Genomic DNA, 25,055 nt, shown 5'->3' on the forward strand with positions numbered 1-25,055 from the left:
TTAAATCTCTCCTATGAAATTACCGACAAGCCTGCCGTGGCGCTCATTTTTTAGTGCCGCAGTCTGTTCAACCCTTATCGCAACATCCGTTCACGCTGGAACGCCCACGACGACTGTCGCCGAGGAATCTTCCTCCTCCGACTCGTTGCTCAAGACCTGGTGGGATGGCAAATACATGACCGGCAACTGGTTCGGTCTGCGCGACACCCTCGAAGAAAACGGCCTCACCCTTGGCGGAAAATACGAAGGCGCCTACTTCGGCGTCGTCGATAGCGCCGGTGGCTCCCGTGGTTTCTACGATCAGCAGCTGACCTTCACGGGTGACCTCAATTTCGGCAAGCTCCTCAAAACGGAAGCCCTCGAAGGCGTCAAGGCCTTCGGAGTGGTGCGTTGGCGCGATCCCCGTCAGGCCTCGAATCCGAATCAGTTCGTCGACGCCTCCAGCATGTTCAACCCGTCGAACTGGCAGTCGGGCACCCAGTGGCGCATGATGTCCTTCGGCATGGAAATCGGCACGGCCAATCTCCTGCCGGTCAAGGACATGATCGTTCTGCGTGGCGGCTGGCTTCAGCCGAACCGCGAGTTCATCGATCAGCCGCTTTCCAAGCTCTTTTCGAACAACGCGATCAACAGTGCCAAGGGCGTAGGTGGCAACATCCCGTTCTCGTCCAGCTTCTCGACCTGGGGCGGTACGCTGAAGGTTAAGCCGGTCGAGTGGTACTATGCCAAGGCAGGTCTCTTCATGTCCTACCCGCAGGCCACCGCCAGCGGCAACCATGGTCTTGCTTACCAGGGTTTTGCTCAGGACCCCAACCAGAATGGCCTCTTCTTCATGGGTGAGACCGGCTTCACTCCGAAGATCGGCTCGTCCAAGCTCCCGGGTAAATATGCCTTCGGTGGCTACTACTACGAGCAGCAGAATACCTCGTATTTCGGCCAGAACTACGATGGGCGCTATGGCTTCTACTTCCAGGCTGACCAGATGGTTTACCGCGAACCTTCGGCCGAGGCTCCCGCTCCTCTGGGCAAGGGACCTTCTGATGGCAAGTCGGTTGCCGACGGCAAGAGCTTCAAGGCTCCTGTCGCGGAGTCCAAGCCTGAGCTCTCGAAGCAGGGTCTGTCGCTCTTCAACCTGATCAGCTTCGCTCCGAAGTATAACAACCTCTATCCCTTCTACTTCCAGTCGGGTGCGGTTTATACCGGTCTCATCCCGTCCCGCGACGAGGATCAGCTCGCCTTCGCGATCGGCTACGGCTCGTACAGCTTCTACAATATCCAGGCCCTTCAGGACCGTGGTGTGGTGAACCAGCCGAACTACTCGATCGTCCTGGAATGGGATTACCGCATCCAGCTCAACAAGTGGGCGTACTTCCAGCCGATGGCTCAGTACATCATCCAGCCGAATGGTACCGGCGCGGTCCAGAATGCGACCGTCCTTGGTTTCACCTACGGTCTGACCTTCTAAGTTCTCGTTCTCTAGGTAGCTAGTGTGAACCGCCGCCGGGCCTCTCCTCCCGGCGGCGGTTTCTTTTTTCCACAAGGGGACAGATAAACTTCAGGCGAGGGATTTCGCTGAATTGGGCACATCGAATCTGGGAAATTCCAGTGTGGCCGAGGGAGTTCCAAGGGAAAAAAAGCTGTAGTCGATTCAGTGCGACAGACCGAACTGTCGGGATGAACTTAGCTCTGGCAGCGGCGAGCGGTCTCCGATCTACAAACAGGCTGAGGCGTGCAGACGCCGCAGATTACCTGTCCGATTGGGCCTGACCTTCAGGGCGTTTGGCTGGGCGGAAAACGCCTCCCACCGAAAGTGCGCTAGTCGAGCAATTCGCCGTAGTGAGCGCGGGCGATCTCGATGCATCTTTTCAGAATAACCTCGGCCGTATCAGCCTCGAAAACCTCATTGGCGAATGTCTGGCATGTAGCCAGGGAAAGGGATTGCACGGCCTTTTTCACTCGCGGGACGACAGAAGAACTGGCGCTGAGCTCATCCACTCCCAGACCGATTAAAAGGGGAGTGTACTGAATGTCGCCAGCCATTTCGCCGCAGACTCCCACCCAGATGTTATTCCGATGGGCGGCTTCGATTACAGACTTGATCAACCGGAGCACGGAAGGGTGCGTTGGCTCGTAGAGATGAGCGATCTTGTCGTTTCCGCGATCGACAGCGATGGAATATTGGATGAGGTCGTTGGTGCCGATGCTGAAAAACTTTGCCTCACGGGCCAGCAGGTCGGCGCACAAGGCCGCACTGGGGACTTCGATCATGATGCCGACTTCGATGTCGGGATTGAACTCCACTCCGCGTTCACGCAACTCGACTTTGCATTCCTCCAGCAGAGCATTGGCCTGACGGAGTTCGCTCACGCCCGAAATCATGGGGTACATGACTCGGACATTACCCAGGGCAGCGGCTCGGAGGATGGCTCGGAGCTGGGTCTTGAAAATATCCGGATTTTGCAGGCAAAACCGAATGGCTCTGCAGCCCAGGAAGGGGTTTTCCTCTTCCTCGAGTTCCAGGCTCTCGGAGAGTTTGTCACCTCCGATATCCAGAGTGCGGATGATGACGGAGTGGGGCTTGGCTCGCTCGGCAACCAAGCGGTAGTTTTCGAACTGCTCTTCTTCGTCCGGCGGCTCCTCCCGGTTCAGATAGAGGAATTCCGTGCGGTAAAGCCCAACGCCTTCCGCCCCGCTTGAGATGACGTCGTCGACTTCCTCGGGAAGCTCAATATTTGCGGACAGGATGATGTGCCGACCTTCCTGCGTCGCGGAGACAGTATCGCGGATGAGCTCAAGACGCTCTTCGACTTCTTCTTTCCGGCTCTCGATCTTGCCGTACTCATGAAGGGTCTCCGGGGTCGGATTGATGATCAACAGGCCCGTGTAACCGTCGATCAGGATGTCATCACCGTTGGAGAGCTTGGAGCAGATCCCATGCAGGCCCACGATGGCCGGAATGTCCAGCGAGCGGGCCATGATGGCCGAGTGAGACGTCTTGCTGCCCACCTCCGTGGCGAATCCCAGCACGAGGGAGCGATTTAGCGACGCCGTATCGGAGGGCGTCAGATTGTGCGAGACGATGACGTGGGGCTTGTCATTGGACGTATACCCCTGCGGACCCTTGCCTAGCAGATGGCGGATGACGCGTCGGGCGACGTCTTCGATATCCACGACTCGCTCGCGCAGATAAGGGTCATCGATCTGGCTCAGTGTCTGGCAGTACTTTTCCGCGACCTGGTGAAAGATGTACTCGATGTTGTTGCGCTGCTTTTCGAGATTACGCAGTACCTCATCGATCAGGGTGCGATCCTCGACCACGAGCAGGTGAGCGTCAAAGATACTGGCATCCTTGGCCCCGATGGCATCCGCGATACGCTGCTGGATCTCGAGGAGTTCGGCTCGCGTGGCGATGAGGGCGGCTTCAAAGCGCGCGATCTCCTCGGGCAATTCCTCGTTCGTGATTTTACGGAGAGGAATCTCCTCTTCATCGACCCAATGAATGACGGCCTGGGCATGGGCGATGCCCGGGGCGACTCCTACTCCTTGAAAGCGCTGTTCTGGCTTTGGAGTGGTCGCTGTTTCGCTCACTCAATCAGCGGTAGCAGCAAACCGCTTTCACGTCAAAACGTCTTCAACCATCGGTGTTTGAAGATTTGCTTGCCGGTCGCCACCAAAGGGCATGTTCCGCTGTGGTTTTTGCTCTGGGAGCCGAAACTTTTGCAAACTCTGGTGGCGGCTTTTTGCCGGGAAAATCAGGCAAATACGTATCGCCCGCCGCCCGGTGGTGGACCGGGATGCGTTGCAAGACTGAGATCGAGGATGGAAAGCGGAGGAGAGACAGTTCCGCTGGTCGCAGTATCGCTTGGGAGAAGATACTCCGGATGTACGGGATATGCCCATACGCCCGGGAGCAGGTTATTCCTCTCCGAAACGGGTCTGAACCAGGTTGTCGAGTTCGGCGACGACCTTGTCGGCGTCGGCTCCCTCGGCAACGATGTGGAGCTTCGATCCTTTGCCAGCTGCCAGCATCATGAGTCCCATGATACTTTTGCCGTTGACTCGCTCGCCATCCTTCTCGACCCAGACTTCCGCCCGGTAACGACTGGATATCTTCACGAACATGGCCGCCGGCCGGGCGTGCAAGCCGTTCCGATTTTGGATCACGATCTCCTTGGTGCAGCGGAGAACGTCGTCGTTTGATTTCTTGCGAGAAAGGAGGCCCATTATCTGATACGTCTTTCGCTCATCATTTGCAGTAGTCGCTGGTTAAATTCAACTGCACTGTTTTGACCCATGCTTTTTAGTTTTTGATCAAGCGCGGCAACCTCAACCAGCCTCCCCACGTCGCGCCCGGTGCGGACCGGGATGATAACGTGCGGGATCTTGATGCCAAGGATTTCATAATACTCACGATCCAGACCGATGCGATCAACATTTTCCAGTTCCGCCCAGTCTTTCAGTGTCACTACGAAATCGAGTCGCTTTTCACTTCGGACGCTTCCCACACCAAAAATCGAGCTGAGGTTGATCACCCCGATGCCTCGAACCTCCATGTGGAAGCGGGTAAGATCCGCTGCCATGCCGATGAGCTCCCGACCTTCCACGGAGCGGACCTTGGTAATGTCGTCGCTCACGAGGCTGTAGCCGCGCTCGATCAGCGACAGCACGCATTCGCTTTTGCCAATGCCGCTGTCGCCGCGGATCAAAGTGCCTATGCCCTGGATGTCCACCATGCTGCCGTACTCACTGGCTGAAGGCGCGAAGTCGAATTCCAGCGCGATCGTGGCGGCGTTGATGAACTTCATGGTGATCATGTGCGTGCGAAACACCGGGGTCTCAAACTCGGCTGCCGTGTCCAGCAGGGCATTGGGGATCGGTGCGTTTCGCGCGATGACCAGACAGGGAATATTGCGGGAAAAGAGTTGCTTGAGACGATCCTGCATGGTCGTCGAGTTCAAACTGCGCAAATAGCTGAGCTCGGCTGCACCGAGCACCTGAATGCGCTTGCCCGCGAAATAGTTATAGAAGCCGCTGATGGCCAGCCCGGGGCGGTTGATGGTGGGCTCGCGAATCTTGCGGTTCAAGCCGCGCGAGGCGCCTTCCAGTCTCAATCCAAGGGTTTCCGCATGGTTGGCATAAAAATGTCCGACCGTGATATGCGGGACCTGATGGGAGGTGGAGGCGACCGATTTGCGCGGCATGGGGGTTACATGGTGAAGTTTTCGCCGAGGTACAGCTTGCGGCTGATCGGGTCGTTCAAAAGGAAGTCCTTTGTACCCTGACTCTCGACCCGCCCTTCGAAGATCAGGTAGGCGCGATCAACGATGTTCAGGGTCTCGCGTACGTTGTGGTCGGTGATGAGAATGGCCAGGCCCTGCGTGCGGAGATCCTGAATGATCTGCTGCACGTCATAGACGGCGATCGGGTCGACACCGCTGAAGGGTTCGTCCAGCATCAGCAGGGAAGGGTTCGTCACCAACGAGCGGGCGATGGTCAGGCGGCGTTTTTCACCGCCGGAGAGGGTAAGGGCGACATTCTTGGCCAGATGCTCGATACCAAACTTGGTCAGCAGTTCTTCGCAACGCTCCTTGCGCTCCTTGCGGGTGGATTTGGTGGTCTCGAGGATGGCCATGATGTTCTCTTCGACCGTGAGCTTGCGAAAAATGGATTCTTCCTGCGGCAGATACCCCATTCCTTGGCGCGCCCGGCGAAACATCGCCATGCTCGTGACATCCTTGTCCTCAAACAGGACCCGCCCGCCATTGGGCCGGACGAGGCCGACAATCATATAAAACGTCGTCGTCTTGCCTGCACCATTGGGTCCGAGGAGGCCGACGATTTCGCCCCGGCGGACATTGATGTCCACGCCATTGACGACGGAACGGCCATTATAGATTTTTACCAGTTTGTCGGTCTGCAGCAGCGGCTTGGCGGTATTTCCGACCGGGGCTGTTTTGGGCTCGGGAGAGCTGGCGGCTGCGCTCATCAGTACTTCTGCTCTGAGGTTTCGACGATGACTGTGGTGCTGCCTCCGATGGTCTTGGAAGTACCTGATCGGTTTAGGATCATGATGGTGCCTTCTTCGGTGGCCTTCTGCATGTTGACGTCGTGTTGGATGGATGGCCAGATGGAAAGTGTCACGTCGCCGGATTTCGGCTCGTAGACCGCTTTGCCTGCACGTCCTGTCGCCTTCGAGGTCTTGCCGTTTTCGTCGGTGCTATTTTGAACGATGATGACATTGCCCATTGCCTCGGCCAGTTGAAGCCCTTTGCGGTCCTTGCTCAACGTGACTCGGAGCTTGTCGCAGAAGAGGGTAAACTGGGGGTCCTGCACGACCACGTTGCCCTCAAATTCCGCCAGATTGGCGTTGTTATCGAAGGTGGCCTGCTTTTTTGCGGTGATCTCGGTCTTTGCGTTCTTTGGCCGATCCTTCATGAGCGGATTCATGCCGAAGGGATCTTTTTTGTCGTTTTTCGACGACTCGGGGTCCATCGAAGCTCCGGAATTGGTCTGCGCCCAAGCGGTAGCCGATAGGAGAATGAGACAGAGGGTACAGAGGAAACGCTTGATTATCATGAATTATTGAAGATTTTCGGCGCTGTTGATGATCATCTGAACGTTGCCGATTACTTTGGCAAAACGGGTTTTGGTCTCGAATTCTCCCTGATCGCCTCGAATTTCAAAATCTTCACGCCGAATGAGCACGCGATCATTACCAGTCAGCACACGGTTTTCGAGATTAAAAACCGACTTGGGCAGCTCGATATAGAACTTCTTCCCATCATCGGAATAGGCATCAATTTTGAGATTCTCCATTTCGATGTGATTGTCGTCGATTTTGCGAGCGACATCGGCATTCATGAGCATGATCAACTGACCGTTCTCGCCGTAATGTGGGATCTGAATGCCCTTTACCGGGACGTTGATGGGCATCGGAATATCAAAGTCCTTTGATGTTCCGCTGTCGTCTCCATCTTTCTTTTTGGCTTTGTCGTCCTTCTTGGCCTCGGGTTTCGGCGAGGCGGATGGCTGCTGCTCCTGAGCGGGGAGCGATGATGTTACGACAAGCGAAGCGAGGAGGAGGCTAGCGAAGAATCTCATTGCGGATGCCTTTGAGTTGCCGGATCAGCTTGGGAAGCTGGCGGAGGGGAATTTGGTTGGGACCATCGGAGAGCGCCTTGGCGGGATTCTCATGGGTCTCGATGAATATGCCATCGCAGCCTGCGGCGACAGCAGCGCGGGCGAGGACCGGAGCCAGCTCGCCATCGCCGCCCGTACGGTCTCCCGCGCCTCCAGGGCGCTGGACCGAGTGGGTGGCGTCAAAGACCACCTGGTAGTTGAGCTGTTGCATCCAGTAAATCGCGCGCATGTCGGCCACCAGGTTGTTGTATCCGAAGGTCGCTCCGCGTTCCGTGAAGAAAAATCCCGCAGATTTCGCGTTTTTCAATTTTTCGCCGATGTTTTTTACGTCCCAAGGGGCAAGAAACTGGCCTTTTTTGACGTTTACGATGCGTCCGGAGTGCGCCGCAGCGACGATAAGGTCTGTCTGGCGACAGAGAAAGGCGGGGATTTGCAGGATGTCGATGTACCGGGCGGCGATCTCGATATCCTCGGGGGAGTGGACATCAGTTGTCACCGGCACTCCGAGATCTGCGCCGATTTCCGCAAGCAAGGCACAGCCGTCCTCGACGGTCGTACCCCGGAACGAATTTATCGAGGTGCGGTTGGCTTTGTCGTAGGAGGCTTTGAAGATGAACTGGACGCCTTCGTCCTGGCAGATTTTGTGGAGCTTGCGAGCCATGCGCCGGGTGAATGCCGGCGTCTCAATCACGCACGGGCCCAGAATGAAAAGGAGCGATTTGCCGCCAATCGACTGGCGACCGATCTTCACTGCAGGTCGGGACATCCGCAAAACCTAGCGAGGTTAACGATTTTCGCCAAGTCTCTTACGCAGGTTGCGCAAGTTTTGGGTAGACCGACAGGTGTTCCGAGATGGCATCGCAGAAAATTTCGCCATATTCGGCCAGTTTTTTCTCTCCAACGCCTGGGATAAGCGACATTTCTCGCTCAGTGGTGGGGTATTTTCGCGCCATCTCTCGCAGGGTGGCGTCGCCAAAGATAATGTAGGCGGGCACCTGATGTTCGTCGGCGAGCTTTTTGCGCACGGACCGCAGGCGGGTAAAGAGGAGTTCGTCGCAGGAAATCTCGCCCGAGCGGCTGCGGGCACGCTTCCTGGGTGAAGCCAGAGGCTTCGTGAGCGAGATCATGCGGCGCGATTTCAACACTTCCAGTCCCGCTTCGGTGATTTCCCATTGAGGATACTCTCCGGCAGTTTGCTGGACGAATCCAAGGCGAAGAAGTTCACGTCCGATGGCCGCCCATTCTGGGCGGGGCAGATCCTTCCCGATGCCATAGGTGCTGAGGGTATCGTGGCCCCATTTGCGGACCTTCTCGGTTTCCGCGCCGGTGAGGACTTCGATGATATGGTTCATGCCCACGCCGAACGGAGTGGCCTTGCGGATACGAAGGATGCAGGAGAGAAATTTCTGGGCTGGGATGGTGCCATCGTATGTTTCGCGAGGTTCGAGGCAGTTGTCGCATCCCTCGCAGTTTGTCTCATCGACGTCTTCGCCAAAGTATCGCAGGAGCGATTGGCGGCGGCAGTGCGAGGTCTCGGCATACTCAAGCATCTGGCGAAGCTGGTCGCGGGCGATCTGCTTCTCCTTGGGATTAGTCATTTCATCAATGAAATGCATCTGCTTAGCCGCGTCGCCGGGACTGAAAAGGAGCAGACAATCTGAGGGCAGACTGTCGCGCCCGGCACGCCCGGTTTCCTGGTAGTAGCCCTCGACGTTCTTGGGCAGATCGTAGTGCAGGACCCAGCGGACGTTGGGTTTGTTGATGCCCATCCCGAAGGCAATGGTGGCGCAGATGATGCGCACTTCGTCGCGGAGGAAGAGCTCCTGGTTAAGCGCGCGCTCCTCGGCGGAGAGGCCAGCGTGGTAGGGGCGTGCGGTCAGGCCGCGATTGGACAGTGCGTCCGCCACGCGCTCGGTGGTGGCCCGGGTGGCGCAGTAGACGATGCCGCTTTCCTCGCGGCGGCTGGAAACGAAATCTGCGATCTGCTTGGCGGGCTGGTCTTTGGCGATGACGCGATAAAGAAGGTTGGGGCGGTTGAAGCTGGCGACGAAGATCTCGGGATCGCGGAGCTTCAGGTGCTTGACGATGTCGTCTCGCACACGTTCCGTCGCTGTGGCAGTGAGCGCCGTGACCGGGATGTCGGGCAGGAGATCGCGGAGCTTCGCAATCTGGCGGTACTCGGGACGGAAATCGTGACCCCATTCCGAAATACAATGCGCCTCGTCGATGGCGAGGGCGGAGACATTCCAGGAGAGGAGGTTGTCGCGCCAGTTGTCGAGCATCAGGCGCTCGGGGGCGACATAGAGCAGGCGATACTCTCCATTATGCAGTCCACGCAGACGGCTCTTGGACTCGGCGGCACCGAGGGTGGAATTCAGAAAAGTCGCGGAAACGCCAGCGGCCTGGAGCTGGTCGACCTGGTCCTTCATCAGCGCGATGAGCGGTGAGACCACGACCGTCAAGCCGGGACGAATGAGGGCGGGCAGTTGGAAGCAAAGCGATTTGCCGCCGCCCGTCGGGAGCAGGGCAAAGACATCGCGGCCCGCCAGTGAGGCTTCCATGATCTCACGTTGGAGCGGCCGAAATGAGGAATAGCCGAACGTGCGATGGAGCGTGTCTTCGAGGCTGGGCATGGGCAGAACGGGGAGCTTACTCCCGGTGGGAAAAAGGTCAAAACCCGTGCAGATCTTTCGAGAGGGAAATTTTGATCGCAACGGGTTGGAAAACGAAAAAGCCCCGGGCCTTGCGGCACCGGGGCTCTTAGCGGGAGGGAAATCCTCGCGTACTTAAAACTTGAGTTTGACCATAGCCTCATGCTGCTCGTCTGTGCAAGCAGCATTTAGCGGAACGTCGGTGGTTTTATCCGACGCTCCGACGAGGCCCTTCTCGAGCATATACTGCTCGAGCTCCTCGCCGCTGATGTCCGCGAGCATCGTGTCGTTCACGATGACGCAGGGCGACAGCGGCTGCCCGCTCAGTTGCTCCATCTCGAAGCGCAGTTCCGGATTTTTGATGATGTCCTTCTCCGTGTAGGGGAGGTCATACTTTGAGAGTACGGCGCGAACGCCGTTGCTCCATCCGCAGAAGGTCTTGAGATAAGCTGTGATAACGGGTTTTTCCATGGCTTTAAGCTACGCAGGTTTTGGACCAGGCAAGGGTTATTTCTTCTTCTTGCCTTCGCCCGGACGATATTCTTCCTCGGCGAACTCGAAGGCCTGAGCCAGGCCGACCATGTCCTCGCCCGGACGCAGCGTGTCGAGAGTCTCGGCTTCGCGGCGGAGGGCATCCTGGTCGTAGTTCGCGGCCTTGATGGAAAGACCGATGCGGCGCTCGGCCTTGTCGACCTTGATGACGCGGGCTTCCACTTCCTGACCGATCTTGAGAGCGTCCTTGACCTTGTCGACACGGTCCTCGCTGATCTGCGAGATGTGCACGAGGCCGTCGATGTCGTCCTGGAGCTGAACGAAAGCGCCGAAGTTCGTGATCTTGGTGACGGTACCCTTGACGAGGTCGCCGATCTTGAACTTGCCGTCGATTTCCTTCCAGGGATCGTTCTCGAGCTGCTTGATGCCGAGGCTGATGCGCTGGTTGACCTTGTCGATGTCGATGACCACCGCCTCGAGTTCGTCGCCCTTCTTGAGGACTTCGCTCGGGTGGTTGATCTTGCGGGTCCAGGAGAGGTCGGAGACGTGAATCATGCCGTCGATGCCTTCCTCGAGTTCGACGAATGCGCCGTAGGCGGTCATGTTGCGGACCTTGCCCTTGACCTGCTTGCCGATCATGTAGCGGACTTCGATTTCGTCCCACGGATTCGGCTCGAGCTGGCGGACGCCGAGCGAGATCTTCTGCTCTTCCTTGTTAACGCCGAGGACAAGAGCCTCGATCTCCTGGCCGAGCGTGAGCACGTCGGAAGGACGGGCGATGCGCTTGGTCCACGAGAGTTCGGAAACGTGGATGAGACCTTCGACGCCTTCCTCGATCTGGACGAAAGCACCGTAAGGCATGAGGCTCGTGACCTTGCCCTTGATCTTCTGGCCGACCGGGAAGCGCTCTTCGATGCGATCCCAGGGGTTGGACTGCATCTGCTTGATGCCGAGCGAGACGCGCTCCTTGTCCTTGTTGATGTCGAGGATCTGTACGTCGATCTGCTGGCCGACCTTGAGGAGCTCGCCGGGGTGGGTGAGGCGGGCCCAGGACATGTCGGTGACGTGGAGGAGACCGTCGATGCCGTCGAGGTCGATGAACGCACCGAAGTCGGTGATGTTCTTGACGACGCCCTGGACGCGATCGCCGACGTTCACGCTGCTGAGGAAGCGCTGGCGCTTCTCGGAGCGTTCCTGCTCGATGATTTCGCGGCGGCTGAGAACGACGTTCTTACGGTCTTCGTTGATCTTGACGATCTTGAAGTCGTAGGTGTTGGCGACGAACTGCTGGAGATCCTTCGGCGGGATGATGTCGATCTGGGAAGCGGGGAGGAAAGCCTCGACGCCGACATTGACGGTGAGACCGCCCTTGACCACGGCTTTGACCTTGCCCTTGATGAGGCCTTCGCCCTTGAACACGGAGACGATTTTCTCCCAGTTCTGGCGCGCGGCGGCCTTTTCCTTCGAGAGAACAACCATGCCCTCATCGTTTTCGAGACGCTCGAGAAGAACCTCGATTTCGTCGCCGACTTCGACCTCGGACGGGTCGTCAAATTCGCTGGCGGGGATTACGCCCTCGCTCTTGTATCCGATGTCGACGAGAAATTCGCGGGGACGGACTTCAAGAATGTGTCCTTTTACAATGCTACCCTCGCGGTAATTCTTTACGGAGTTAGCGATGAGTTGCTGGAGTTCTGCCATGATGGCCATATTGTTGAGTTTGTTGATGTTATGCCGCTCGTGGTGGGCGGAGGCCCAATGACTTCCGGATTCCTCATCCGGTAGAAGCGGGTCGTGAAGAATACCCCCGCATCCGGGAATGGCAATCTAAATCAACTGGCTTAGCTGGCCTGGGACGAGGCGACTCCGGCGCTGGCCGGGACTCGGATCTCGGGCAGGGGAGCGCGGAGGCCGAGGATTTCCGACGTCCAGCTCCGTACGCGGTCAAAGAGGGCGCGATTTTCCAACAGGTGCTCGCCGTAGGACGGGATGAGCGCCTGGAGGCTGGTGACCCATTTCTCACTGGAGATTTGCTGGGGGAAGCACCTGGCCAGCAGTTCGAGCATGATCGAGATGGAGGTGGAGGCTCCGGGCGAGGCCCCCAGCAGGGCGGCCAGCGAACCGTCCCCGGCGGCGACCACCTCGGTGCCAAACTCCAGCACGCCGCCGAGCTTTGGGTGCTTCTTGATCACCTGGACGCGTTGTCCGGCGTCGACGAGCTTCCAGTCCTCAAATTTCGCCATGGGAATGAAGGCCTGCAGGGCCTGGAAGCGCTGCCTGGGCGACTGGAGGACCTGGCCGATGAGGTACTGGGTGAGTGGAATATTCTGAGCACCGGCGGCCAGCATGGGAACCATGTTGTCCGGACGGAACGATAGCGGCATGTCGAGGATCGAGCCGTGGCGGAGATACTTTGTCGAAAATGTCGCATAAGGGCCGAAAAGCAGCCCGCGTTTGCCATCGATCACCCGCGTGTCGAGGTGCGGGACCGACATGGGCGGGGTGCCGACCTCGGCCTTGCCATAGACCTTGGCGAAATGGCGCTCGGCCAGGGCCGGGTCATCGCAGCGCAGCCATTGCCCGCCGACGGGGAATCCGCCGTAGCCCTTGCCCTCCGGGATGCCGGATTTTTGCAGAAGGGGCAGGGCGCCACCACCTGCTCCGAGGAAAACGAAGGGGGCGCGGAATTCCCGTTTCCCGCCGCTTGCGAGATTCTTTGCCGTGATGCGCCAGCCAGAGGCTTCGCGGTCGACGCCGGTGACCTTGTGGCGCAGCAGCACCTCGGCGCCTTGCTTGCGCAGGTAGTCGATGAACTGGCGACAGAGTTCGCCGAAGTTCACATCCGAGCCGATGGACATGCGCGTGGCGGCGAGCTTTTCTGTCTTTTCCCGACCATCCATCATGAGCGGGAGCCACTCGGCGATCTCCTCGGCAGTATTGGCGAATTGCATCCCGTCGAAGGCATGGTGACCCTTCAACGCCTCAAAGCGCCTGCGTAGATAGGATGTATTGGCCTCTCCTCGGACGAAGCTGTGATGCGGCACCCGATGGATGAATTTCTCGGGCGAGGCAATAACACCGCGCTGGGCGAGGGTGGACCAGCACTGTTTCGAGATTTCGAAAGCCTCGTTGATTTTCAAAGCCTTGGAAACATCGACTGATCCATCGGCCCGTTCGGGCGTGTAGTTCAGTTCGCAGAGTGCGGCATGCCCTGTTCCCGCATTATTCCAGGCGAGACTGCTCTCCTGGGAAACGTCGTCGAGCGACTCCAGGATCAAAATTTTCCAATCTGGTTCCAGCGCATTGAGGATGACCCCCAGAGTGCTGCTCATGATACCCGCCCCGACGAGGATGACGTCGGCGGCCCCTTCTCCCTTCCCGCTTAGCATAGCGGGATAGGGGAAGCAGGTTGTATTCCAGTTGGCAAGAAAGCCGTCGGAAAAATCGACGGCTTTCGGTGTCAGTCTTTACGCGTGGTATTCCTGGATGCTCTTGACGGCGTAGCCAGCCTGTTGCAAGGCGCGGATGGCGGCTGCGCTGGCGCGGGCACCTCGGAGAGTCGTCATCGTGGCGACGCGTCCGGCGACGGCTGCGCTGCGGATCACCACCTCGTCGCGGCGGGGTTGCTGGCCGCTCGGGGTGTTGATGATGAACTGGATCTCGCCGTTCTTGATCAGGTCGAGCACGTTGGGGCGGCCCTCCTGGAGCTTGAGGAGCGCCTTGGCGGGTACTCCGGCATCGGCCAGGATTTTGGCGGTTCCGCTCGTCGCATGGATGATGAAGCCCAGGTCATGGAATTCCTTCGCGATCGGGATGACGGCCTGTTTATCGGCGTCCTTCACGCTGATGAAGACATTGCCCTTGGTCGGGAGCGGCGGCTGGGCCGACATCTGGCTCTTGGCGTAGGCAATGCCGAGATCGGCGTCGATGCCCATGACCTCGCCGGTCGAGCGCATCTCGGGGCCGAGGATGATGTCGACGCCCGGGAACTTGATGAACGGGAAGACGGCTTCCTTGACCGAGAAATGAGTCGGGATGATCTCCTCCGTGAAGCCGAGTTCGCGCAGCGTCTTGCCCGCCATGATCTTGGCGGCGAGCTTGGCGAGCGGCTTGCCGATGGCCTTGCTGACAAAGGGGACCGTACGCGAGGCGCGCGGGTTGACCTCCAGCACGTAGACCTGCTCGTCCTTGACGGCGAACTGCACGTTCATGAGGCCGCGCACCTGGAGTTCGCGAGCCATGGCTTTGGTGGCGCTCTTGATGGTTTCCAGAACCGTGGCGGAGAGCGAGAAGCTCGGGATCACGCAGGCGCTGTCGCCGGAGTGAATGCCCGCCTGCTCGATGTGCTCCATCACGCCGCCGATCACACAGGTTTCCCCGTCGGCGATGCAATCGACGTCCACCTCGGTGGCGTCCTCAAGGAAGCGGTCGACCAGCACCGGGCGTTCCGGGCTTGCGGCCACGGCGGTGCGGATATACTGGCGCAGTTCCTCCTCGTTGTGAACGATCTGCATGGCGCGGCCGCCGAGAACGAAGGACGGACGCACGAGCACGGGATACCCGATCTCGGAGGCGACGGAAACGGCCTCCTGCTCGTTGGTGGCCGTGGCGCCCTCGGTCTGCTTGAGGCCGAGCTTGCTGAGCATCGCGGCGAAGTGCTTGCGATCCTCGGCCATCTCGATGCTGCTCGGCTGGGTGCCGATGATCTTGCAGCCGTTGGCGGCGAGGCCGGCGGCGAGATTCAGCGGGGTCTGGCCGCCGAACTGCACGATGATCGCATCGGCGCGCTCGCGCTCGTAGATGTTGAGCACGTCCTCAAGGGTGAGGGGCTCGAAGTAGAGCTTGTCGCTGGTATCGTAATCGGTCGAGACGGTCTCCGGGTTGGAGTTGACCATGATCGTCTCCCAGCCGAGCTCCTTCAGCGCGAAGGCGGCGTGGACGCAGCAGTAGTCAAACTCGATACCCTGGCCGATGCGGTTCGGTCCGCCGCCGAGAATCATGACCTTCTTCTTGTCGCTGGCGCGGGTCTCATCCTCGTCGCCATAGGTCGAGTAGAAGTATGGCGTGTAAGCCTCGAACTCCGCCGCGCAGGTGTCGACGAGGCGGTAGGTGGGCACGACTCCGGCGGCTTTGCGGGCGGCGCGGATTTCCGGTTCGGTGGCCTTGGTCAGGATGGCGAGCTGGCGGTCCGAGAAGCCGAGCTTCTTGGCCTTGCGGAATCCCACCTCGGCAATGCCCTTGGTGCGGATGCGCTCCTCTTCCTCGACGATCTGGCGGATGTTCTCGAGGAACCATGGATCGATGGCGGAAATCTCGTGAATGCGCTCCGGCGTGATGCCGACCTGCAGAGCGTAGCGGAGGAAGAAAATGCGCTCGTGATTCGGGATGCGAATCTTCTGCTCGATCGCGGCGATGTCGGGCTTGCCGTCGGGGAGGGTGGGCAGGGCGTCCTTGCCATCCGCGCCGAGGCCGAAGCGACCGATTTCCAGCGAGCGAAGCGCCTTTTGCAGGGCTTCCTTGAACGTGCGGCCAATGGCCATGGCCTCGCCCACGCTCTTCATCTGTGTGGTCAGGGTCGGATCGGCCTGCGGGAATTTCTCAAAGGTGAAGCGCGGGATTTTCACCACGCAATAGTCGATCGATGGCTCGAAGCAGGCGGTCGTCTCGCGGGTGATGTCGTTGCGCAGTTCGTCGAGGGTGTAACCCACGGCGAGCTTGGCGGCGATTTTCGCAATCGGGAAGCCCGTGGCTTTCGAGGCGAGGGCGGAACTGCGCGAGACGCGCGGGTTCATCTCGATGACGATCATGCGACCGTTCTGCGGATTGACGGCGAACTGGATGTTCGATCCGCCGGTCTCCACGCCGATGGCGCGAATGACGGCAAAGCTCGCGTCGCGCATGACCTGGTACTCCTTGTCGGAGAGGGTCTGGACTGGGGCGACGGTGATCGAGTCGCCCGTATGCACGCCCATGGGATCGAGGTTTTCGATCGAGCAGATGACCACGCAGTTGTCGGCACGGTCACGCACCACCTCCATCTCGTATTCCTTCCAGCCCAGGAGGGATTCTTCGACGAGAACTTCGGAAACGGGGGACATGTCCAGACCGCGGCGGACGATCTCCTCGAGTTCGTCGCGGTTGTAGGCGATGCCGCCGCCCGCTCCGCCGAGGGTGAAGGCAGGGCGGATGATCAGCGGGTAAGACCCGATGCGACCGGCGATCTCTCGAGCCTCATCGAGCGTATGGGCCACGCCGGAGGCGGCCACATCGAGGCCGATCTCGAGCATGATGTCTTTGAAAATCTGGCGATCTTCGCCTCGGCGGATTGCCTCTGCGTTCGCGCCGATAAGGCGGGCACCGTGACGCTCCAGGGCGCCATTCTCCACGAGAGCCATGGCGGCATTGAGCGCGGTCTGGCCACCAAGGGTCGGGAGCACGGCATCGGGCTTCTCCCGCTCGAGGATTTTCTCAATCGCCTCGGGCGTAATGGGTTCGATGTACGTGCGGTCGGCAAACTCCGGGTCCGTCATGATGGTGGCGGGGTTGGAGTTTACGAGGACGACAGAGTATCCCTCCTCGGCCAGGGCCTTGCAGGCCTGGACACCAGAGTAGTCGAATTCACAACCCTGGCCGATGACGATGGGGCCGGAGCCGATGAGCAGGATTTTTTTGATCGAAGTATCTTTGGGCATGGAGAGCGGCGCTGGTTTACCGGATATCTGACATCATCGCAAAGGCAAACGATGCGAATCGTCTTGATTTTCCTCCGAGACGGCAGACCATGGGGGCATGGTTGATCTTGAGGTTTATGCCGCCGGAGTGCGGAACCCGGACAAGATGTTGGCTTTGGCCCTGGAACTCGATGTCGTTCCAGGCCTTCGTTATAAAGTCGATACCAACCACGATATTGTTTATATGGAGTTTAGCGGAGACGCGCCAACAGTCTCCAGCCTCCAGTCCATCTTTCGTAAGATCGAGCTCGACGCGAAGTTCGTCGGCCAGATGCCCTCGGAAGTCAGTACGAAAAAGAAAACGCAGCGCCTGGACGTCCTTGAGGCGTAACAAGCGCGCGATTCTCGACCTCGTATCGGCTTCATGAAGTTCATTCCGGTTTTCTTTTCCCGCCTGATTTTGTCCTTCTTCCTCGCTCTCGGGGATGTTGCGCAACTGGCGTTTGAGACCTTTGGTTCGATTTTCCGCGGGCGGATTCGGGGGAAGCTGCTCCTTCAGCAGATCGCGGAGGTCGGCTACCGTTCGCAGCTGGTGGTCATTGTCACTGGCGCTTTTACCGGTGCGGTCTTCACGGCGCAGGCGTATTTTCAGTTTGCCAGCCTGAACATGCAGACCGCCGTCGGTCCGGTGGTGACTCTGGCCATGTTCCGCGAGTTGGGCCCGGTGCTCACCGGCCTGATGGTAGCGGGTCGTGTCGGGGCGGCGATGAGCGCCGAGATCGGCACGATGAAGGTCACCCAGCAAATCGACGCCCTGCGCGCTCTGGCAGTGCATCCGGTGGATTACCTCGTCGTTCCCCGGGCGCTGGCGATGTTCATATCCATGCCGCTGCTCGTGGTCGAGTGCGTAGGCTGCGGTGTGCTGGCGGCCTATTGGGTCGCGGTCAAGGTCCTCAACGTCGAGTCCGTCTATTTCGTCAACAACCTCAAGAAGTTCACCGACTCCAGCGATATCGCCATGTCGCTTATCAAAGGAGCTGTTTTCGGCGTGATCATCGTCTTCATCAGCTGTCGCGAAGGCCTGCGGGCCAAGGACGGCGCGGTGGGCGTGGGTCGGGCTACCACGGAAACCGTGGTGACGTGCTCGCTCGCGGTGCTGATCGTGAATTTCTTCATGACGATGTTCCTCAACATCATCTTCCCGGCAGGCCAGCGCTGATGAATCCCGAACCGCTCATTTCCGTTCGTGATCTTCACCAGAAGATCGGTCGCCAGGAGATCCTGCGCGGATTTTCCCTCGATATCTTCAAGGGCGAAACGCTCGTCCTGCTCGGCAAGAGCGGCGGAGGCAAGAGCGTCTTCCTGCGCCATCTCATCGGGCTGATGAAGCCCATCTCGGGCCAGATCGTTTTCGAGGGGGATGACATCACGAAGTATAACGAGCGCGAGCTTGAGCCCGTCCGCCGCAAGATCGGCATGCTATTCCAGGACGGAGCGTTGTTTGACTCGATGACAGTTTACGAAAACGTCGCCTTCCCGCTCCGGGAACGCGGCGAGCGCAACGAAAAGGTCATTCGCGACAAGGTGCACGACGCCCTCGGGATGGTGAACCTCCACGGCCACGACCAGAAGATGCCGGTGAACCTGAGCGGCGGCATGCGCAAGCGCGTGGCTTTGGCCCGGGCGATCATTTCGCCCCCGCATGTCATCCTGTACGACGAGCCGACGGCGGGTCTTGATCCCATCGTCTCGGATAGTATCAATCGACTTATCCGCCGCCTCCAGAAACAGCTCGCGGTTACCTCGATCGTCGTGACCCACGACATGATCAGCTGCGATCATATCGCGGACCGGGTGGCTTTACTTAACGAAGGTAAGCGGTACTTTCACGGGACGCTGCAGGAATTGCACGGCACCCAGGACCCGGTGATACGCAACTTTGTGGACGGGAAGTCGACGGATGACGACGACTTCGCCCCGCTTGATTCGCCGAACGAAGACAACTGAAGATTATAAGGTCAGCACTATGACAGAACGTGGATCCCAGCTGAAGGTAGGCATTTTCATGGCCATCGGATTGGCCGCCATCGCGGCCATGGTCGTTTATTTTGGCCGTTTCGGAGACAGCGTACGCGGCTACTACCAGATCCGGGTCGAGTACCCGAACGCCAGCGGCATCCTGCAAGGGGCGGGCGTCCTGCTCGCAGGGGCGAAGGTCGGCGTGGTGGCGACTCCGCCGGTGATCCTGCCCGACATGAATGGCGTCTATGTGATGCTGAAGATTTACGAAGAGGTGAAAATCCCGAGCAAATCGGAGTTCACCATCGGCAGCTCGGGCCTGCTCGGCGACCGCTTTATTCAGATCAATCTCCAGCCGGGAGCGAGCCAGTCCGAGCCGATCCAGCCGGGTGCGGTGATCCAAGGTAAGAACGAGACGGGAATGTCGGAGATCTTCGATCAGGTGGGCCCAGTCGTGGGCGAGGCGAGGGAAGCCATCACGAACATCAAGAACATCTCGAAGAAGCTGAACGAGCAGGTGCTGACCGAGACCATGCTGAAGGATCTCAACGCCTCCATGGCTAACCTCAAGACGACCACTCAGTCCTTTGCCGATGCCTCAAAGCGCCTCGACTCCATCATGGACAAGGCCGAGAAGACCATCGGCACAGGTGAGGATGCGTTACTTTCCGCCAAGGGTGCGGCTGACGAACTCAAGAAAACCATCACCGACGTGCGCGGCATCGTGCAGCAGGTGAAGGCGGGCAACGGTGCGCTCGGGGTGCTCCTCAGCGACAAGCAGACCGCCGAGAATCTCCGCATTCTGGTTGAGAGCATGCGCAAGCGCGGCATCCTCTGGTACAAGGATACATCGAGGGGAAATCCCGACCGGTAAGACTCCCATGACCGCCGCCGCGCCGCAGACACGAGCCGGGTTTTCCGAGACGTGCCTGCTTGCCTCCGTGGGCGGTTCGGTCGACGCGATTGGCGTCATCACGCTGGGCGGGTTGTTCGTTTCCCACATGAGTGGAAACACCGCCGCGCAGGGTGTCTTTTTCGGGCAGGGGCAGTGGTGGCTGGCGTGGCCGCATCTCGTGGCCGTACCGATTTTCCTGCTCGGGCTCTTCCTCGGCTATCTCCTGATGGAGCGCGCCCCGACCCCTCGGCAGTGCGCCGGGGTTCTGGTGCTGGAGGCCGGGCTGCTATTCGTCTTTTTCATCCTGCTCCTGATGGGGGCGGACTATCGAGTGGAGAATCCCTGGACGTTTCTCACGGCGGTTCCGCCGTTGATCGCCATGGGCATCCAGAACGCCACCCTGCGGGGGCTGAAACTCTCGGCCTTTCCCTCGACCTACGTGACCGGGGTGCTCGACACGGTGGGCCGGACTTTTGCCAAAGCCATCGCCGGGAAGGCAGAGGAGCGTGCGGAGAATGCCCTCATGGCCCGGCGTGCGGCGATGGTCTGGACCTCCTATGCGCTGGGTGCGATTGCAGGCAGCGCGATCTTTTTGGGCATCGGGAAGTGGGTTGTCCTCTTCCCGATCACCTCGCTCCTGGCGGTGGCGTGGTCGGTCGCCAGGAGGTGAAACGAACCTAGATCGTCGCGGCGCGGGCGAAACGGGAGAGCACGCGGTCTTTGCCGAGAACCTCCATCATTTCGTACAGGCCGGGGCCGACGGAGCGTCCGCTCACGGCCACGCGGGCCGGGTGGACGAGTTCGCCGACCTTCACGCCGAGCGAGGCGGCCAGTTCTTTGAGTTTGGCCTCGATGTTGGGATGGGTCCACTCCGTCACGGTCGAGAACGCCTCGCCGAGCTGCTTGAGCCGCTCAAGCGCGCCTTCCTTGCGCAGGCTCTTCTCCACAGACGCGGGATCAAAGGCGAAGTCCTCGGTGAAGAGGAAGCCGATCCAGTCCGGCACGTCGCTAAGGTGCTTGACCTTGGGCTTCACGATGGCGAGTGCGGGCAGGAGGGCTTCCTTCGTGCCGTAGTTCACGCCGGCCTTTTCGATGAAGGGCAGGGAAAGCTCGGCGAACCGCTCGATCGGCATGTTCTGGATGTACTGGCCATTGAGCCAGAAGCACTTGTCGAGGTCGAAGATCGCGTTGCGGCGATTGATGTTCTCCAGCTCGAAAATCTGGCTAACTTCCTCGATGGAGATCACTTCGCGGTTGTCCTTGGGCGACCAGCCGAGGAGGCAGAGATAGTTGATGACCGCCTCGGGAGCGTAGCCGTTTTCGATGAAATACTGCACGCTGGAACCGCCATCGCGCTTGCTCAGTTTTTTGCCCTCGTGATTGAGGATGAGCGGGATGTGGGCGAACTTCGGCGGCTCGAAGCCGAGGGCCTTGTAGAGCTCGACGTGCTTCGGGGTATTCGAAAGGTGATCCTCACCGCGAATGACGTGGGAGATTTTCATCTCGATGTCGTCGACCACGTTGACGAAGTGGAAAATCCACGAGCCATCCGGGCGGCGGATCGTCATGTCGGGGTGGGTCGCCGGGTTGGACATGTCAAACTCGATGCGACCGCAGACGAGGTCCTCGACGAGCACGCTCTTGCGGGGTGAGCGGAAGCGGATCGCGCCCTCGTCCTCGTAGAGGTAGCCGCCCTGCTCGAGGATGGCGAGGTACTTCTCGTAAATGGCGTTGCGCTCGCTCTGGCGGTACGGGCCGTAGTTGCCTCCCTTGTCCGGACCTTCATCCCAATCGAGCCCGAGCCAGGTCATGCCATCATAGATGGCCTGGACGGCCTCGGCGGTGTTGCGCTTGTCGTCGGTATCCTCCACGCGGAGGACGAGTGTGCCGCCGAAGCGACGGGCGTAGAGCCAGTTAAAAAGGGCCGTGCGGGCGCCTCCGACGTGGAGGTAGCCGGTGGGCGAGGGAGCAAAACGGGTGCGAACAGACATGAGAGCGGGAAATGTAGCCGATCAGAATGCGCAGGGTTTGCCGGGAAAGGAAAGTCTCCATCGCGGGGGAATGTCTGCGAGCGAGCGGCGTGGATTTTCCTAGGCACCGATTTTCGCCCGCTTCATGATGCGGGGATGAGTCTCCAAGCCCAAGTCGACAACGACATCAAGGACGCAATGCGCGCCAAGGACATGCCGCGCCTGAACACCCTGCGTCTCCTCAAAGCCGCCCTCAAAAACACTGCCATCGAAAAGGGCGGGGCGGACGCCGTGCTCGACGACGTGGAGGCCTCCGCGGTCATTCGCAAGCAGGTGAAGCAGCGCCAGGATTCCATCGAGGGATTCGAAAAGGGCGGTCGCCCGGAACTCGCTGCCAACGAAAAGGCTGAGATCGAGATCCTGAGCGCGTACCTGCCGAAGGCGCTTTCCGCCGAGGAACTCGCCGTCATCGTGCGTGACGCCATCGCCGAGGCCGGAGCGACCACCCGCCAGCAGATGGGCGCGGTGATGAAGATCGCCTCCGCCAAGGCAGCGGGCCGCGCGGATGGCAAAGCTCTCAGCTCGGAGGTCCAAAAGCAGCTTTCGTGAGCGTGCCGACGCTCGCCGCCATCATCGTCGCCGCGGGATCGAGCCGCAGGATGGGTTTTGACAAGCTCACCGCTCCGCTCGGCGGCAAGCCGCTGGTCCGGCATAGCCTGGAGGCGTTTTGCCGGACGGCTGAGGTTTCCCGCGTCGTGCTCGTATGCTCGGCGGAGCGAATCGGAGAGTTTTCTGAAATCGCCGCCGGTTTGCCCAAGGTTTCCCGCATCGTGGCGGGAGGCGTCGAGCGTGCTCACAGCGTGCTGGAGGGCGTCCGGGCGCTGGTTGAGGATCGCCCGGAGTTTGTCGCGGTGCATGATGGGGCGCGACCTCTCATCACGCCGGAGGCGATCAGCCAGTGCTTCCGCGAGGCTATCGAGCATGGTGCCTCCGTGAGCGCGGAGCCGGTGACGGACACGCTCCATCGCACGGATGCCGGGCGTTTTGCCCGTGAAACCGTTTCCCGGGATAACCTCTGGCGGATGCAGACCCCGCAGGTGATGCGGACGGATTTACTGGAGCGCCTTTTAAAGGAATCCATCTCCCTTGGCGGCGCGATAACGGATGAAATCTCGCTCCTTATCCGCTCCGGCGGTTCCGCCCGCATCGTCGAAAATCCCGACTGGAATTTCAAAGTGACCTACCCGCGAGACCTGGAGCTCGCCGAATTGATTTTATCGAAACGCAACGCATGAAAACCGAGCTGACCACACTGCCCTCCGGCCTGAGAGTGGCGACCTGTGAGATTCCGCACGCGGAAACCGCCTCCCTGGGTATCTGGGCCGACGTCGGCGGACGCCACGAGCCCGCAAAGCTGAACGGCATTTCGCATTTCATCGAGCACATGCTCTTCAAGGGCACCAAACGCCGCTCGGCCCGCCGCATCATGGAAGAGGTGGAGGGCGTCGGCGGCGACCTGAATGCCTACACCGCCGAGGAACGCACCTGCTATTATGCCGCAGCGGCGGCGGAGTTCTTCCCGCGCCTTTGCGACGTGCTAAGCGACCTGTATCTGGACGCAAAGTTTTCGCTCACGGACATCGAGCGGGAAAGGGGAGTCATCGGGGAGGAAATCCTCATGTACCGGGATGAACCCGCCTCCTGCGTACAGGAGATGCTCAATGAGCACTACTGGCCGAATCACCCGCTGGGCCGTCCGCTCACCGGCACGCTGGAAACCATCGCAAGTTTCAAGCGCGACGACTTCCTCGACTATCGCACCTCACATTATCACGCAGGCAGCACGGTGGTTTCCGCCGCCGGCAAGCTGAAGCATGAAGAGGTCGTCGACCGGATCGCGAAACTCTTCGAGTCCATTCCCAAAAAACGCGCTACGCGCTTCTCCAAAGCACCCGAGCCGAAGGCGAAGACGCGCATCATTTCCGAAAAACGCGACACGCAGCAGACCCAGATCGCCATCGGGTTGCCGGGGCCAAGTCACTTCGATCCCCGCCGTTATGCGGTGCAGATTTTGCATGTGATTCTGGGCGGCAACGGCAGCTCGCGACTCTTTCAGGAGGTGCGCGAAAAGCGCGGCTTGTGCTACTCAGTCAGCACACATCCCTCGGCCTTTCACGACACGGGCATGCTCAATGTCTCGCTCGGGCTTGAGCAAAAGAACGTCGAGAAATCGCTCCGCCTCATCCTGGCGGCTTTTGAGACGATCAAGAGCAAGCCGGTCGGCGCGGCGGAACTGCGACGCGCCAAGGAGTACGCCGTCGGCACCAGCCGCATGTCGCTGGAGCGCACGTCGAACCAGAACATGCGTATTGGCGGCTCCGTGCTGGTCTATGGAAAAATCACCGATCCCGAGGACGTGCATGCCAAGCTGCGAGCGGTGACGGCGGATGACGTGATGGCCGCGGCCCGGGATTTCCTCGATACGAGCCGGGCGACGATCGCGGTGATCGGGCCCTCGCCGGACGACAGGAAGATTCTCAGCCTTTTCGAATCATGAGTGACTTTTACGCGATCTTTGACTGGGACGGCGTGGTTATTGACTCGTCCAGCGCCCACGAGCGTTCGTGGGAAATGCTGGCGGCGGAAATCAACAAGCCGCTGCCTCCGGACCACTTCAAGCGGGGTTTCGGCAAAAAGAACCAGATCATCATCCCGACGATTCTGGACTGGAGCCACGACGAGGCGGAGATCATCGCGCTGGGTGATCGCAAGGAGGAGCTGTATCGCGATATCGTTCGCGACGAGGGCGTGGAGATCCTGCCGGGTGCGGTGGAGATGTTTCAGGCGCTCAAGGCTGCGGGAATTCCTCGCGCCATCGGATCATCGACGCCGCGCGGCAACCTCGACGCCATCTTTGCCTCGACGGGGCTGGATCAGTATTTCGACGCCGTGGTTTGCGGCGATGATGTGGTCCATGGCAAACCCGCGCCCGATGTGTTCCTGAAAGGAGCCGAGTTTCTGCGCGCCGACCCCGCGAAATGCGTCGTCTTTGAAGACGCGCTTTTCGGCATCGAGGCGGCGCAGCGCGCGGGCATGAAAGTCGTGGGAATCGCGACGACAAATCCGCCGGAACTCCTGTCGCACGCCGATCTGGTCGCGCCTAATCTGGCCGGTGTGACGGTTGACGATCTGCGGAAGCTCTTCGTCGCCTGAGCGG

Annotated in this window: 23 protein-coding genes; 10 read left to right on the forward strand and 13 right to left on the reverse strand. The window is 59.7% G+C overall.

Features of this window, described 5'->3' with window-relative positions; genetic code table 11:
- Window positions 1–13: 13 nt before the first annotated feature.
- Window positions 14–1,465, forward strand: a complete 1,452-nt coding sequence (locus TSACC_RS11300) for a carbohydrate porin (RefSeq protein WP_084400400.1) — start codon at window positions 14–16, stop codon at window positions 1,463–1,465.
- A gap of 350 nt (window positions 1,466–1,815) precedes the next feature.
- Here TSACC_RS11300 and ptsP read toward each other — a convergent pair whose 3' ends face one another.
- From ptsP to carB, 12 genes are all read right to left on the reverse strand, one after another.
- Window positions 1,816–3,588 carry a phosphoenolpyruvate--protein phosphotransferase gene (gene ptsP / locus TSACC_RS11305; protein ID WP_075079394.1) on the reverse strand — a complete coding sequence of 591 codons (1,773 nt, stop codon included), beginning with the start codon at window positions 3,586–3,588 and terminating at the stop codon, window positions 1,816–1,818.
- A gap of 327 nt (window positions 3,589–3,915) precedes the next feature.
- The gene (locus TSACC_RS11310; protein WP_075079395.1) at window positions 3,916–4,224 is read right to left on the reverse strand and encodes an HPr family phosphocarrier protein; all 309 of its coding nucleotides are present in this window, start codon (window positions 4,222–4,224) and stop codon (window positions 3,916–3,918) included.
- A complete protein-coding gene (gene hprK, locus TSACC_RS11315; RefSeq protein ID WP_075079396.1) occupies window positions 4,224–5,201 on the reverse strand; it encodes an HPr(Ser) kinase/phosphatase in 978 nt (325 codons plus the stop codon). The genes TSACC_RS11310 and hprK overlap by 1 nt, the downstream gene beginning before the upstream one ends.
- 5 nt (window positions 5,202–5,206) lie before the next feature.
- Complete coding sequence (gene lptB / locus TSACC_RS11320) at window positions 5,207–5,986, reverse strand: LPS export ABC transporter ATP-binding protein (protein WP_084400401.1); 780 nt, start codon at window positions 5,984–5,986, stop codon at window positions 5,207–5,209.
- The gene (locus tag TSACC_RS11325; protein WP_075079397.1) at window positions 5,986–6,576 is read right to left on the reverse strand and encodes an LptA/OstA family protein; all 591 of its coding nucleotides are present in this window, start codon (window positions 6,574–6,576) and stop codon (window positions 5,986–5,988) included. Before TSACC_RS11325 ends, lptB begins: the two co-directional genes overlap by 1 nt.
- 3 nt (window positions 6,577–6,579) lie before the next feature.
- Window positions 6,580–7,101, reverse strand: coding sequence for a hypothetical protein (locus TSACC_RS11330; RefSeq protein ID WP_075079398.1), 522 nt, complete (start codon window positions 7,099–7,101; stop codon window positions 6,580–6,582).
- A complete protein-coding gene (gene kdsA, locus TSACC_RS11335; protein ID WP_075079399.1) occupies window positions 7,085–7,906 on the reverse strand; it encodes a 3-deoxy-8-phosphooctulonate synthase in 822 nt (273 codons plus the stop codon). Before kdsA ends, TSACC_RS11330 begins: the two co-directional genes overlap by 17 nt.
- A gap of 40 nt (window positions 7,907–7,946) precedes the next feature.
- Window positions 7,947–9,773, reverse strand: a complete 1,827-nt coding sequence (recQ, locus tag TSACC_RS11340) for a DNA helicase RecQ (protein ID WP_075079400.1) — start codon at window positions 9,771–9,773, stop codon at window positions 7,947–7,949.
- A 153-nt stretch (window positions 9,774–9,926) separates the two neighbouring features.
- Window positions 9,927–10,262, reverse strand: coding sequence for a glutaredoxin family protein (locus tag TSACC_RS11345; RefSeq protein ID WP_075079401.1), 336 nt, complete (start codon window positions 10,260–10,262; stop codon window positions 9,927–9,929).
- 36 nt (window positions 10,263–10,298) lie between these two features.
- Entirely contained in the window at window positions 10,299–11,993 is a 1,695-nt protein-coding gene (locus TSACC_RS11350) for a 30S ribosomal protein S1 (RefSeq protein ID WP_075079402.1), read from the reverse strand.
- Between the two features lie 131 nt (window positions 11,994–12,124).
- Complete coding sequence (mqo, locus tag TSACC_RS11355) at window positions 12,125–13,672, reverse strand: malate dehydrogenase (quinone) (protein ID WP_075079403.1); 1,548 nt, start codon at window positions 13,670–13,672, stop codon at window positions 12,125–12,127.
- 78 nt (window positions 13,673–13,750) lie between these two features.
- Window positions 13,751–16,975 (reverse strand): carbamoyl-phosphate synthase large subunit, encoded by a 3,225-nt coding sequence (gene carB / locus TSACC_RS11360; RefSeq protein ID WP_075079404.1) that lies wholly within the window; start codon window positions 16,973–16,975, stop codon window positions 13,751–13,753.
- A gap of 97 nt (window positions 16,976–17,072) precedes the next feature.
- Between carB and TSACC_RS11365 the strand changes: the two genes are divergently transcribed.
- Genes TSACC_RS11365 through TSACC_RS11385 form a run of 5 tightly spaced genes read left to right on the forward strand, consistent with a single transcriptional unit; the run spans window position 17,073 to window position 20,538 of the window.
- On the forward strand, window positions 17,073–17,345 hold the full coding sequence (locus TSACC_RS11365) for a hypothetical protein (RefSeq protein WP_075079405.1): 273 nt from the start codon (window positions 17,073–17,075) through the stop codon (window positions 17,343–17,345).
- 33 nt (window positions 17,346–17,378) lie between these two features.
- Window positions 17,379–18,173 carry an MlaE family ABC transporter permease gene (locus TSACC_RS11370; protein ID WP_075079406.1) on the forward strand — a complete coding sequence of 265 codons (795 nt, stop codon included), beginning with the start codon at window positions 17,379–17,381 and terminating at the stop codon, window positions 18,171–18,173.
- A complete protein-coding gene (locus tag TSACC_RS11375) occupies window positions 18,173–18,961 on the forward strand; it encodes an ABC transporter ATP-binding protein (RefSeq protein ID WP_075079407.1) in 789 nt (262 codons plus the stop codon). Before TSACC_RS11370 ends, TSACC_RS11375 begins: the two co-directional genes overlap by 1 nt.
- 19 nt (window positions 18,962–18,980) lie before the next feature.
- A complete protein-coding gene (locus tag TSACC_RS11380) occupies window positions 18,981–19,847 on the forward strand; it encodes an MlaD family protein (protein ID WP_075079408.1) in 867 nt (288 codons plus the stop codon).
- A 7-nt stretch (window positions 19,848–19,854) separates the two neighbouring features.
- A complete protein-coding gene (locus TSACC_RS11385) occupies window positions 19,855–20,538 on the forward strand; it encodes a YoaK family protein (protein ID WP_075079409.1) in 684 nt (227 codons plus the stop codon).
- 7 nt (window positions 20,539–20,545) lie between these two features.
- Here the strand turns inward: TSACC_RS11385 and gltX are convergent, their stop codons facing one another.
- Complete coding sequence (gltX, locus tag TSACC_RS11390) at window positions 20,546–21,859, reverse strand: glutamate--tRNA ligase (protein WP_075079410.1); 1,314 nt, start codon at window positions 21,857–21,859, stop codon at window positions 20,546–20,548.
- Window positions 21,860–21,994: 135 nt separating this feature from the next.
- Between gltX and TSACC_RS11395 the strand changes: the two genes are divergently transcribed.
- The 4 genes from TSACC_RS11395 to TSACC_RS11410 are packed head-to-tail and all read left to right on the forward strand — an operon-like array spanning window position 21,995 to window position 25,051.
- Window positions 21,995–22,447 carry a GatB/YqeY domain-containing protein gene (locus TSACC_RS11395; protein WP_075079411.1) on the forward strand — a complete coding sequence of 151 codons (453 nt, stop codon included), beginning with the start codon at window positions 21,995–21,997 and terminating at the stop codon, window positions 22,445–22,447.
- The gene (gene ispD, locus TSACC_RS11400) at window positions 22,444–23,133 is read left to right on the forward strand and encodes a 2-C-methyl-D-erythritol 4-phosphate cytidylyltransferase (RefSeq protein ID WP_084400403.1); all 690 of its coding nucleotides are present in this window, start codon (window positions 22,444–22,446) and stop codon (window positions 23,131–23,133) included. Before TSACC_RS11395 ends, ispD begins: the two co-directional genes overlap by 4 nt.
- Window positions 23,130–24,395 carry a M16 family metallopeptidase gene (locus TSACC_RS11405; protein WP_075079412.1) on the forward strand — a complete coding sequence of 422 codons (1,266 nt, stop codon included), beginning with the start codon at window positions 23,130–23,132 and terminating at the stop codon, window positions 24,393–24,395. The genes ispD and TSACC_RS11405 overlap by 4 nt, the downstream gene beginning before the upstream one ends.
- Window positions 24,392–25,051 carry an HAD family hydrolase gene (locus TSACC_RS11410; RefSeq protein WP_075079413.1) on the forward strand — a complete coding sequence of 220 codons (660 nt, stop codon included), beginning with the start codon at window positions 24,392–24,394 and terminating at the stop codon, window positions 25,049–25,051. Before TSACC_RS11405 ends, TSACC_RS11410 begins: the two co-directional genes overlap by 4 nt.
- Window positions 25,052–25,055 lie beyond the last annotated feature (4 nt).

Origin of the sequence: Terrimicrobium sacchariphilum (genome assembly GCF_001613545.1) — a bacterium.
GTDB classification, from domain to species: domain Bacteria; phylum Verrucomicrobiota; class Verrucomicrobiia; order Chthoniobacterales; family Terrimicrobiaceae; genus Terrimicrobium; species Terrimicrobium sacchariphilum.